Origin of the sequence: Bradyrhizobium sp. (assembly GCF_049798375.1) — a bacterium.
In the GTDB taxonomy this organism is placed as follows: domain Bacteria; phylum Pseudomonadota; class Alphaproteobacteria; order Rhizobiales; family Xanthobacteraceae; genus Bradyrhizobium.
On sequence record NZ_JBARGP010000385.1, the window covers coordinates 1 to 11,712 of the forward strand.

Annotated in this window: 11 protein-coding genes; 4 read left to right on the forward strand and 7 right to left on the reverse strand. The window is 63.2% G+C overall.

Annotation, left to right across the window (positions count from 1 at the left end; translation table 11 throughout):
- Nucleotides 1–464 (forward strand): FAD-dependent oxidoreductase (locus WA702_RS16430; protein ID WP_425111594.1); only part of this gene is annotated, 464 nt, incomplete at its 5' end.
- A gap of 344 nt (nt 465–808) precedes the next feature.
- Nucleotides 809–1,573 carry a phosphorylase gene (locus WA702_RS16435; RefSeq protein ID WP_425111595.1) on the forward strand — a complete coding sequence of 255 codons (765 nt, stop codon included), beginning with the start codon at nt 809–811 and terminating at the stop codon, nt 1,571–1,573.
- Between the two features lie 307 nt (nt 1,574–1,880).
- Here the strand turns inward: WA702_RS16435 and hpnH are convergent, their stop codons facing one another.
- Together hpnH and ispH are read right to left on the reverse strand one after the other, a co-directional pair.
- Nucleotides 1,881–3,035: an adenosyl-hopene transferase HpnH gene (gene hpnH, locus WA702_RS16440; protein ID WP_425111596.1), complete on the reverse strand. Its 1,155-nt coding sequence runs from the start codon at nt 3,033–3,035 to the stop codon at nt 1,881–1,883.
- A 32-nt stretch (nt 3,036–3,067) separates the two neighbouring features.
- The gene (gene ispH / locus WA702_RS16445) at nt 3,068–3,994 is read right to left on the reverse strand and encodes a 4-hydroxy-3-methylbut-2-enyl diphosphate reductase (protein WP_425111597.1); all 927 of its coding nucleotides are present in this window, start codon (nt 3,992–3,994) and stop codon (nt 3,068–3,070) included.
- Between the two features lie 447 nt (nt 3,995–4,441).
- On the opposite strand from ispH, the gene WA702_RS16450 reads away from it, so the two are divergent.
- The gene (locus WA702_RS16450) at nt 4,442–7,030 is read left to right on the forward strand and encodes an MMPL family transporter (protein ID WP_425111598.1); all 2,589 of its coding nucleotides are present in this window, start codon (nt 4,442–4,444) and stop codon (nt 7,028–7,030) included.
- A gap of 80 nt (nt 7,031–7,110) precedes the next feature.
- Here the strand turns inward: WA702_RS16450 and WA702_RS16455 are convergent, their stop codons facing one another.
- Nucleotides 7,111–7,761: a DUF2147 domain-containing protein gene (locus tag WA702_RS16455; protein ID WP_425111603.1), complete on the reverse strand. Its 651-nt coding sequence runs from the start codon at nt 7,759–7,761 to the stop codon at nt 7,111–7,113.
- A 101-nt stretch (nt 7,762–7,862) separates the two neighbouring features.
- Between WA702_RS16455 and hpnO the strand changes: the two genes are divergently transcribed.
- Complete coding sequence (gene hpnO / locus WA702_RS16460) at nt 7,863–9,254, forward strand: aminobacteriohopanetriol synthase HpnO (protein ID WP_425111599.1); 1,392 nt, start codon at nt 7,863–7,865, stop codon at nt 9,252–9,254.
- A 137-nt stretch (nt 9,255–9,391) separates the two neighbouring features.
- On the opposite strand, the gene WA702_RS16465 is transcribed toward hpnO, so the two are convergent.
- The 4 genes from WA702_RS16465 to WA702_RS16480 form a co-directional block, all read right to left on the reverse strand.
- Nucleotides 9,392–10,159, reverse strand: coding sequence for an anti-sigma factor family protein (locus tag WA702_RS16465; protein WP_425111600.1), 768 nt, complete (start codon nt 10,157–10,159; stop codon nt 9,392–9,394).
- Entirely contained in the window at nt 10,156–10,716 is a 561-nt protein-coding gene (locus WA702_RS16470; protein ID WP_425111601.1) for a sigma-70 family RNA polymerase sigma factor, read from the reverse strand. Before WA702_RS16470 ends, WA702_RS16465 begins: the two co-directional genes overlap by 4 nt.
- An 85-nt stretch (nt 10,717–10,801) precedes the next feature.
- Entirely contained in the window at nt 10,802–11,146 is a 345-nt protein-coding gene (locus tag WA702_RS16475) for a cupredoxin domain-containing protein (protein ID WP_425111604.1), read from the reverse strand.
- 8 nt (nt 11,147–11,154) lie between these two features.
- Nucleotides 11,155–11,712: metallophosphoesterase family protein (locus WA702_RS16480; RefSeq protein ID WP_425111602.1), on the reverse strand; the 558-nt coding region annotated here is incomplete at its 5' end.

Sequence of the window (11,712 nt, forward strand, 5' to 3'; positions counted from 1 at the left end):
TGCTGCCCGGGCTTTCGGTGCCGACCAAGTTCCGCGCCATCGTCAACGCGCATTTCCGCACCGACCCGCCCCGCGACCTGCCGCCGCTGATGGGCGTGGTCGGCGGCCTCGTCGAATGGCTGTTCGCCTTCCCGCAGCGGCTGTCGGTGACGATAAGCAATGGCGACCGCCTAGTCGACATGCCGCGCGAGGAGCTCGCAATCGCCATCTGGCGCGACGTCTGCAAGGCGGCAGGGCTTCCGGCCGAGCAGCAGGCGCAATTGCCGCCGTGGCAGATCGTCCGCGAGCGCCGCGCCACCTTCGAGGCGACGCCGGAGCAGAACGCGTTGCGTCCGGGGGCTAAGACTGCCTTCCGGAACCTGGCCCTTGCCGGCGACTGGACTGACACCGGGCTGCCGGCCACCATTGAGGGATCGGTCCGTTCCGGCGATCGCGCTGCCGATCTCGTCCTTGCCGCGCATTGATCGGTTCCAGCCGAGCGAGGAATGCTACGGCGACAGCTTCGACCGATTCTGTCACTATGCGGCGAGTACGATTCGGCTCTTGCCGTGATGGGACGCCGGCACGAGCCTTGCTCGGGCGACGTGGGCGAGAAATGTCCGGTTGGCCGCGCCGTTTCGCGTTGCGCGTAGTACCGAACGGCAACACCGAGCAAAAATGCAACGAGACCAGTGCGCTAAGGGCGCAACGGGGTTTCTCCGGGTATTTTGTGTGCGTTATTATGGCTATTGTTAAGTTCTGTCCATCTGAGCGCTAGCGCGGGTTGAACTTTCGGGACGACAGAGAGCAGGGTGTTAGGGGTCAGATTGTGAAGGTGGGCATGTGGGACGAAACGTCCGCGGATCGCACCATTGATCCGCGGCCGGTTTTGGTCGTGACTGGTTTGGTACAGGAGGCCCGCATCGCAGCCGGGCCCGGTATGATGGTCATCTGCAGCTCCAGCGATCCGCAGCAATTGCGGGCGCTGCTGACCGTGTTTGATCCGAGCTCGATTCGCGGCGTGATCAGTTTCGGCGTAGCGGGTGGTCTCGACCCCAGCCTGAAAGCAGGCGATGTCGTCGTGGCCTCGGAAGTCACCGCCGGTGATGCGCGCTGGCTGGCCGGCCTGTCCCTGAGTGAGGACCATATTGCCCGCGCGACGATCGGCGGGCGCCGGGTCGTGCGCGGCGTGCTCGCCGGTGCCGAGGAGGTGGTAGTTCAGCAGGCCCGCAAAGCCGCGCTGCATATGAGGACGGGCGCCGCCGCCGTTGACATGGAAAGCCACATCGCCGCGGCCTATGCTGCCGAATACGAGTTACCCTTCGCGGCGCTGCGCGTCATCTCCGATCCTGCGCATCGCACGCTGCCGTCGCTCGCCAAGAATGCCATCAAGCCCAACGGCGACATCGACCTGCCGATGATCCTCCGCGGCGTCGCGCGCAATCCGCGGGTCCTGCGCGGCCTTGTCTCGACCGGGATCGAGTTCAACCGGGCCTTGCGCTCACTGCGCGGCTGCCGCGACTACCTGCTGAGCAGCCTGCTCGGCGCCGAGGCGCTGCTTGAGACCGACACCCTGCTTGCTGCCGAAGCCTAAGCCTCATTGTCGCGCGACGGCGGAAGCAACAATCTCCGCTGTCGTCCCGGTCAGGTGCGCAATTGCGCGCCGACAACGCCGGGCCGATAGCCGCCGAGGCAATTTTGTCGGATCTGCTGTAGCGGCAGCGCGATGTCACAGCGGCAACGATGGATGGCTCCGGATCGCGCTCGCTCTGCTCGCTGGTCCGGGATCAGCGAATTGTTGCGCCGGCCCAGCGCTTCTCACGGTCGTTCCAAAATAGACGGGCCGCCGATTGATCCGATCAGTCGGCGGCCTGCTTGTGTGTTCCGATAATTGTCGCGCGTTACGCTGCGGTGGAGGCCTTCTGCCGCGCGGCCTTCTCGGCGGCTTCGTCCTTGCGGATATCGGAGACCCGCTTCTGCACCTCGGACGAGAACACATATTGCGCGGGCCGCTGCGTGGAGAGGTCGATCTCCGGCGCCATCGGGCCCGTCGTCTTCACGCCGCGCAAGCTCACCCACATTGCCTTCAGCGGGTTGGTCAGAGCCGCATCAGCTGCGGTGGCCTCGTAGCCGCAATGAGCCATACAGTCTGCGCACTTCTCGTACTTGCCGGTGCCGTAGGTGTCCCAATCGGTGGTCTCCATCAGCTCCTTGAAGGTCTTGGTATAGCCTTCGCCGAGCAGATAGCAGGGCTTCTGCCAGCCGAAAATGTTGCGCGCCGGCATGCCCCACGGCGTGCACTCGAACTCCTGGTTGCCGGCCAGGAAGTCGAGGAACAGGCCAGAATGCATGAAATTCCACTTCTTGCCCTTGCCGAGCGCAAAGATGTCGCGGAACAGCTGCTTGGTCTTGGTGCGGTTGAGGAAGTGCTCCTGGTCGGGCGCGCGCTCATAGGCGTAGCCGGGCGACATGGTGACGCCGACCCCCAGTTCGGTGGTGAAGTCGAGGAATTTCGCGATCTCCTCGGCCGGATGACCGTCGAAGATGGTCGCATTGACGTTGACGGTGAAGCCGCGCGCCTTGGCGGCCTTGATCGCCGACACGGCGCGATCGAACACGCCCTTCTGCGAAACCGCGTGGTCGTGGTGCTCGCGCAGGCCGTCCAGATGCACCGAGAAGAACAGATAGGGCGAGGGCTCAAACAGATCGAGCTTCTTCTCGAGCAGCATCGCGTTGGTGCAGAGCGAGACAAACTTCTTGCGGGCGACAAGGCCGCGCACGATCTCGCCGATCTCCTTATGGATCAGCGGCTCGCCGCCGGGGATCGCGACCATCGGCGCACCGCATTCATCGGCGGCGTCCCAGCACTCCTGTGCCGACATGCGGCGGTTCAGGATAGCGTCCGGATAGTCGATCTTGCCGCAGCCGGCGCAGGCGAGGTTGCAGCGGAACAGCGGCTCGAGCATCAGCACCAGCGGATAGCGTTTCCGGCCGAGAAGCTTCTGCTTCATCAGATAGGCCCCGATACGCATTTCCTTGAAGAAGGGGATTGCCATTACTTGTCTTCTTTCTGGACCAAACAACAGGATCAGCCCGCGACCAGCTCGGCCGGCAGGCGGAATTCGATATTTTCTTCCCGCCCCGGGACCACCGAGACCTTCATCGGTCCGATGCGGCGCAGGGCTTCGATCACGTCATCAACCAGGACTTCCGGAGCCGACGCGCCGGCGGTGATACCGACGGCCTCGGCCTCCTTCAGCCATTCCGGATTGAGCTCGGTGCCATCAGCGATCAGATAGCTTGCGATTCCAGCCTCGGTGCCGATCTCGCGCAGTCTGTTCGAGTTGGAGCTATTGGCGGCGCCCACCACCAAAATCACGTCCACCAGCTTACTTAAGTCCCTTACCGCAGATTGACGGTTCTGTGTCGCATAGCAGATATCCCGGATATCCGGGCCTTGAATGTCTGTAAACCGCGCCTGAAGGGCGGCGATGATGTCTTTGGTATCATCAACGCTAAGCGTGGTCTGGGTAATATAGGCCATAGGGGCGGCTGTCGGCAGCGGCAGGACGGCCACATCTGCAACATTTTGAACGAGGTAAACGGGGCCGGGAACCTGGCCCATGGTGCCCTCGACCTCGGGATGTCCGGCATGACCGATCAACACCAGGGTACGGCCCCTGGCCTTGTAGCGCTTGCCCTGGTTGTGGACCTTGGTGACCAGCGGGCAGGTCGCGTCGAGCACCGGCAGGCTCCGGGAAGCCGCTTCCTCCTCGACCGTGCGAGCCACACCATGGGCACTGAACACCGTGACTGCCCGCGGCGGCACCTCGGAAAGATCCTCGACGAAGATCGCACCCTTGGCCTTCAGGCTCTCCACGACGTATTTATTGTGCACGATCTCATGCCGCACATAGACGGGCGGGCCGTATTTCTCCAAAGCGCGCTCCACGATCTCGATCGCACGCACCACGCCAGCACAGAAACCGCGCGGTTGCGCGAGATAGATCTGCATCGGACGTCCGTCGGTCACGTTGCCTCACTTTCATCCATCGCCTCCCGCCGAATCGGGACGGTCCGAGCAACATCTGCGCCATTAAAGGCATCCGGTTCCATATTCCGAGTACATGGAGGGGCAGGGCTTTGTGTCAAAATTTCATCAGAGAGAAAAGACAAAGGGCAGTTCTCGCACATGTGATCAGCCTCACACACTTAACACGTCTCTGGTATTATAGTAATTAGATAAAAGTACAACGAAATGAAACTCTTAGACCCTCACTCGTTCGTCACTTTACCGCCGACAATCTCCGCTATATCAGCCGCCCATAACGGTTCCGCGACCGCCCTGTATCCGGGCCGTTGTCCGAAATAAGAGCAACGTCTGTAAGGGTTAGTCCGCGCGAGGGAACTCCGCGAGGCAGCGGACGTTTCCGGCCAGCTCACCAACATTAGAAAGTCAAAAGTGCTGACAAGTATTGTTGTCTCGATCGTCAGGGCCTGCACCCGGTTTGCGTGGCCGACTTTGATTGCGGGGCTCCTCCTGTCCGTGGGGGGCGGCTATTACACGGCGCGTCATTTCGTCATCAACACCGACATCAACACGCTGATCTCGGAGAATCTTGACTGGCGGCAGCGCGATCAGCAGTTCGAGCAGGCTTTCGATCGCGACCGCACCATTTTGGCGGTGGTCGAGGCGCCGACGCCCGAGCTCGTCGGCGTCGCGGCTGATGCCCTGTTCCAGAAGCTCAAGGACGACACTACGCATTTCTCCGCGGTGCAGCCGCTCGGCACCGGCGAGTTCTTCGAGAAGAACGGCCTGCTGTTCCTGCCGACCGAGGAGGTCAAGCAGCTCACCGGGCAGTTCGAGCAGGCCGCTCCGCTGATCGAGATCATGGCGGGCGACCCGTCGATCCGCGGCCTGACCGGCGCGCTGGAGACGGGGCTTGTCGGCGTCAAGCGCGGCCAGGTCCAGCTCGACAGCACTGCGCGCCCGTTCCACTATATTTCCGACACCGTCGAGACCATCCTGAACAAGGGCGATGCGACCTTCTCCTGGCGGCAGCTCCTTAGCGACAAGCCGCTGGCGGACAGCGACAAACGGGCCTTCATCGAATTCAAGCCTGTACTCGACTACCAGGCGCTGGAGCCCGGCAAGGACGCCACCGACGCGATCCGACAAGCCGCCAACGAGCTGGATTTCGCCGGCAAGTACCAGGCGCGGGTACGCCTGACCGGCCCGGTGCCGATCGCCAATGAGGAATATGCCACGGTGCAGGAGGGCGCCGTCACCAACGGCATCGGCACCGTCATCGTGGTGCTGGTGATCCTGTGGCTGGCGCTGCATTCCGCCAAGATCATCTCCGCCGTCTTCATCAATCTGTTCATCGGCCTGTCGCTCACGACCGCGGTCGGCTTGATGATGGTCGGCTCGCTCAACCTGTTGTCGATCGCGTTCGCGGTGCTGTTCATTGGCCTCGGTGTCGATTTCGGCATCCAGTTCAGCGTCCGCTACCGCTCCGAGCGCTTCAAGAACGACGATTTGTCGGCGGCGCTCGCCGAAGCCGCGCGCCGTGCGGCGGTGCCGCTGTCGCTGGCGGCGATGGCGACCGCGGCGGGCTTCCTCTGCTTCCTGCCCACCGACTACAAGGGCATCTCGGAGCTCGGCGAGATTGCCGGAGCCGGCATGCTGATTGCTTTCGTCTCCAGCATCACCGTGCTGCCGGCGCTGCTGAAAATCTTCAATCCGCCTGGCGAGAAGGAGCCGGTCGGCTATGCCTTCCTGGCGCCTGTCGACCACTTCCTGGAGAAGCATCGTATCCCGATCATCGTCGGCACGCTCGCGGTCGTTATCGCCGGCCTGCCGCTGCTTTACTTCATGAAGTTCGACTTCAACCCGATGAACCTGCGCAATCCGAAGGCGGAGTCGATCGCGACCTATCTCGACCTGCGCAAGGACCCGAACACCGGCGCCAATGCGATCGACGTGCTGACGAAATCGGAGAGCGATGCCAAGGCGATCGAGGCCAAGCTCGAGAAAGTGCCGGAGGTGGCGCGGGTGATGTCGCTCGACAGCTTTGTGCCGGAGGACCAGCAGGCCAAGCTGAAAATGATCGGGCAGGGCGCGAAGGTGCTGGGGCCCGCACTCAATCCGGACCAGATCGATGCGCCGCCGAGCGATCAGGAGAATGTCGAGGCGCTCAACTCGACCGTGAACAATCTGCGCAAGACCGCCGGCGAGGGCAAAGGACCGGGAGCCGTCGCGTCGCGGCGGCTTGCGGACGCGCTCGCCAAGCTCGCCACCTCCAACGAGGAGACGCGCAACAAGGCGCAGGCGACCTTCGTGATGCCGCTCAAGATCGTGATCGAGCAGCTCAAGCTGGCGCTGCAGGCGCAGCCGGTCAGCCTGACCACGCTGCCGGCCGATCTGGTCTCGCAGTGGCGCAGCAAGGACGGCTGGATCAGGGTCGAGGCCGAGCCGAAGGGCGATCCGAACGACAATGACAATCTGCGCAACTTCGCCAATGCGGTGCTGGCGGCCGAGCCGACCGCGATCGGCGGCCCGGTGTCGATCCTCAAATCGGGCGATACCATCGTGCGGGCGTTCATCCACGCCGGCATCTATGCGCTGGTCGTGATCAGCCTGCTGCTATGGGTCACGCTGCGGCGGATCACCGACGTGCTGATGACGATCGTGCCGCTGCTGGTTGCGGGCGCGGTGACGCTTGAAATCTGTGTCCTAATCAGGCTGCCGCTCAACTTTGCCAACATCGTCGCGCTGCCGCTGCTGCTTGGCATCGGTGTCGCGTTCAAGATCTATTATGTGACGGCTTGGCGTGAGGGCCGGACCAACCTGCTGCAGACCAGCCTGACGCGCGCGATATTCTTCAGCGCGCTGACCACGGCGACCGCGTTTGGCAGCCTGTGGCTGTCGAGCCATCCGGGCACATCGAGCATGGGCAAGCTGCTGGCGCTCTCGCTGGTGACCACGCTGGCGGCCGTGCTGCTGTTCCAGCCTGCGCTGATGGGCAAGCCGCGCGTCATCAAGGAGTAGCGATCAAGCGATATCGGCCGACCCAGTCACTGGATCGGCCGATATCTTGAAACAGACGCCTGTTGGTGGCGAGCCCTGCGCTAATGGGCGTGGGCGATCTCGGGCAGCAGGCAGATGTCGCCGACTGTATCGGCGCTAGCGGTTTTTTGACCTGCCTGACCCGGCTTGCCGCTCGATCCCGTCACCGCGCCGGTTGTTCTCGGTTCATGAGCGGGCGCCGCGGCCACTTTCGGTGCGGGAGCGGCCGGTTTTGCGGTACCTTTCGCCATGCTGTTCGCCGGGCTCGAAGGGATCGGCGGACCGACTCGCGTCCAGGTCTCGCCGCCGCACAGGAAGCCGAGCACGCAGCCCCTAATCTCCAAATGATTGGCGTCGGTCGGCGTGATGCTGGACTCGTAGGTCTTGCCATCCTTGGCGTTGTAGACCTCGCCTTCCCAGGAATCGGCACCGGCCTTCTTCTTCATGTCGAGCAGAATCGGCATCCCGAGCGTCGGTCGGCTTTGCTTGGCCGTATCGGGATTGTTGGTGTCACGGCCTCCCGGCGTTTTTTCCCAGGCGACGGCGCCCCACATGCTTCCATTGCATTGTGCGACTCGGATGTTGGCGACACCATCCGCCACGCGCCAGTCACCGGTGGGATCGGCTGCCATCGCGGACGAAATTCCTGCTGCGAACAACAGTCCCGAACATGCTAATACTGGGCGCGTGAGAGATTTAGAGCGGTGCAACATTGGCTGAAACCCGTGCTTGCTTTGGTGGTGCGAATGGGGGCAAAACGCCGCATTACGCGTTTTCAGTTGACGAAACATCCATCAACCGAAGTATGTAGCCGATGCTAAACTCCAATCTAGACGTTTCCGAGATGTTTGTGGAGCGCGAGAATCAGCGCAGTTCCATGCATTCCAAGCATCTGAACGAGCAGCTGGTACGCGTTCTCAAAACGATCGGATACGACGTTGGGTTCCAGAAAGGGCAGGGACAATACCTGTTTGACCGCGATGGCGCCCGCTACCTGGATTTGCTGAGCGGATTTGGCGTGTTCGCGATCGGCCGCAACCATCCCTCGCTGCGGACCGCGCTGAAGAGTGTGCTCGACAGCGACCTTCCGAATCTCGTGCAGCTCGATGTGTCGACCTTGGCCGGCGTGCTGGCCGAGCGGCTGCTGGAATATGTCCCGTATCTGGACAAGGTGTTCTTCGCCAATTCCGGCGCCGAGACGGTGGAGGCCGCGATCAAGTTCGCGCGCGGCGCGACCGGGCGGCCCGGCATCGTCTATTGCGGGCACGCTTATCACGGCCTCACCTATGGCGCGCTTTCGCTGACCGATGACCAGAATTTCCGCGGCGGCTTCGAGCCGCTGCTGCCGGGCTGCACCACGGTGCCGTTCAACGATCTCGCCGCGCTCGAGCAGGCGCTATCTTCGCGCGAGATCGCGGGCTTCATCGTCGAGCCGATTCAAGGCAAGGGCGTCAACATGCCCTCCGATGAATTCCTGCCTGGCGCAGCCGCGCTGTGCAAGAAATACGGCACCATCTTCATCGCAGACGAAATCCAGACTGGCCTCGGCCGCACCGGCCGCTTCCTTGCGGTCGAGCACTGGAATGTCGAGCCGGACATGGTGCTGCTTTCGAAGGCGCTGTCCGGCGGCCATGTGCCGGTCGGCGCGCTGCTGACGCGCAAGGCCATTTTCGACAAGATCTTCAACCGCATGGATCGTGCCGTCGTGCACGGCTCGACCTTCGCGAAGAACGATCTCGCGATGGCCGCCGGCATCGCCACGCTGGAAGTTTTGAAGGCGGAGAAGCTGATCGAGAACGCCGCCAAGCGCGGCGCCGAGCTTCGTCTGGCACTGAACCGGATGGTGCCGGGCTACGAGTTGATGAAGGAAGTCCGCGGCAAGGGGTTGATGATCGGCGTCGAGTTCGGCCCGCCGAAATCGCTGCGGCTGAAGGCGTCGTGGAACGTGCTGGAAAGCGCCAACAAGGGTTTGTTCGTTCAGCTGATCACGGTGCCCTTGTTCAAGGATCACAAGGTCCTGACTCAGGTCGCCGGTCACGGTCTGCATACGGTGAAGCTGCTGTCGCCACTCACCATTACCGAAGAGGATTGCGCCTGGATCGTGCGCGCCTTCGATGACGTGATCGCCCAGAGCCACAAGGTGCCCGGCGCGATCTGGTCGCTCGGCAAGACGCTGGTCGACAACGCGATGCGCAAATCGGCGTAAGCCGATGTAAAGTCGTCCCACCCATCGTGCGGAAGAACATAAGCGGGTCATTGCGAGCGAAGCGAAGCAATCCAGACCGGCGGCGGAAGACTGGATTGCTTCGTCGCTGACGCTCCTCGCAATGACGAGAGCGGCTTTTATCCCTCCTTGTTAGCATTCATCGCAGTCTCGAACTTGGCGCCGAACTCGTTGAGCTCGTCGGCGCCGATGTCGCTGACCGCCCAGAACTTCATCCCACTCTCGCCCCAGCGTCGGATGTTGAAGCCCTGGATCGTGTCCATCTTCGCGGCGTGCTGGGCGGTGTCGGCCGTCTGCGCCACGAACAGGTTGATGACGTGCTGGCGGCGCTTATAGACCACGGCGCCGATGGCGCGCGCATCGACATAGTCGAGCCGGCCGCCGATCAGGGTGAAGCCCTGCGCGGTGAGATCGATCACCGGCGGCGATACGTCGAGCTTGCCGTTGAACCACGGCTTCACCGTGTGTTGATCGGTCGAGATCACGTCGGTGAGGTGGCCGGCCTGCAGCGAGCGCAGATGCGCCGAGACGATTTCCGCTTCGACAAGTTGCTGGTCGTCCTTGTTGACCAAGATGGCGACCAATCCGGTCGCGGCCAGCGCCGACACCGCCGAGCCCATCGCAAAGCCCTTCAGTATGGAGCGGCGGCTCGGCACGGCCGCGCGTGGCTGCGGCAGCGCGGCCTCGATGCGCTTCCGCAACAGGGGCGGCGCGGTGTATTTCAGGTCGGCGCCGGCGACGGCATCATGCATCTGCCTGATCGCGGCCAGTTCGGCCGTGCAGCGCGGACAGGTTGCGACATGCGCCTCGACTTCGCTGCTATGGCCGGCGTCGAGCTCGCCATCGACGAGCGCATGCAGCAGGATTTCGGCCTCGTCGCAGGTCATTGTGAAGGCTCCTCTTCCGCCATCCAGGCTGCGCGCAGCATGGCGCGGGCCCGGGCGAGGCGGGACATCACGGTGCCGACCGGCACGCCGGCGGCCTCCGCGATTTCGCGATAGGACAAATTGTTGATCTCCCGGAGCACGAAGGTTTCGCGAAAGGGTTCGGCGAGCGCATCGATCAGGCGGCGGATCGCCGAGGCGTCGCGCTCCCGCAACATGGCCCCCTCCGGCGTCTCCTGGGTCTCGCGCCACAGCGGCGGCTGCTCGGCGGCCTCCGGCGCATCGTCGATGGTTTTGGTCGGCGCATGGGCGCGCCGCGAAAACTCGGCATTGCAGACGTTGCGCAGGATCGCGAACAGCCAGGGCTTAATCGCCGGCCCCCGATAGGTGTCGAAATGCCTGTACGCGCGCAGGTAGCAATCCTGCACCGCGTCTTCTGCGTCGGACGGATCGCGCAACAGATAGCGCGCCAGCGTGTAGACGTCGTCGAGATAGGGCAGCGCCAGCTCGCGAAAGCGCCGCGCCCGTTCCGGATCGTCGTTGGTTGTGTTGAGCGGCATTCCCTGCTGCCTGGCTGATGCGGAAGCGGCATTCGCCCGGCCGGGAGGCCGGCCGGGCGAATAAGTGATGCGCTGGTTTGACGCGTTACTCAACCTTGATCAGCCCGGTCATGTGCGGGTGCAGCGAGCAGAAATATTTGTAGTCGCCGGCCGCAGTGAAGGTGAAAGTAAAGCTGTTGTCGGTATCGAGCGCCTTCGACCTGAACTTGCCGGCCGACACCACCGTGTGGGGAATGTCGTCATGGTTGGTCCAGGTTACGGTGTCGCCGACCTTCGCCTTGACCTCGACAGGGGCGAAGGTGAAATTGTCGATCGACACCGCGATGGTCTCGGCCCGGGCACTGCTGCCGGTAAATGACAGCAGCAGGAGGCCGGCCGCGGCGAAGCTCACGCCGCGGTTGATGAAATCACGTCGCTTCATGGTCGCTATGTTCCTCTTCAGCCCTGCAGCGGCGTGTCGATGATGGCGAGGCGCTCGTCGCCCACCTTGAAATTGACGCTGGCCACGCCGAGCATGCTGCGCAGCTTGGCGTCCTCGACCTTCATCGGACCGGGGGAAGGCGCGGTGCCCGGCGCCGGCTGCGGGAAGGCGGTCGAGCGCGCGGTGTGGAAGGTGACGTTGCCCTCGACCTTCTGCATCACCTGGTGGATGTGGCCGTTGAGCACGGTGACCGAGCCGAAGCCCTTGAGATAGTCCAGCGCGCGGCCGCCGTCCTCGGTGCCCCAGCCCCATTGCGGATAGACCGTCCACAGCGGGATGTGCGCGAACACCACCACCGGCGTCGATTTCGAACGGCCCTTGAGGTCGGCCTCGAGCCATTCGAGCTGCTCGGCGCCGAGATTGCCGAGGCCACCGGCCTTGAGGTCGACGACGTTGACGAGGCCGATGAAGTGCACGCCGTCGGCGTCGAAGGAATACCAGCCGGCGCCGCGCGTCCCCTTGCCGTAGCGGTCCTTGTAGAACTTGACGTCCTCGTCGAGGAAATCGTGCTCGCC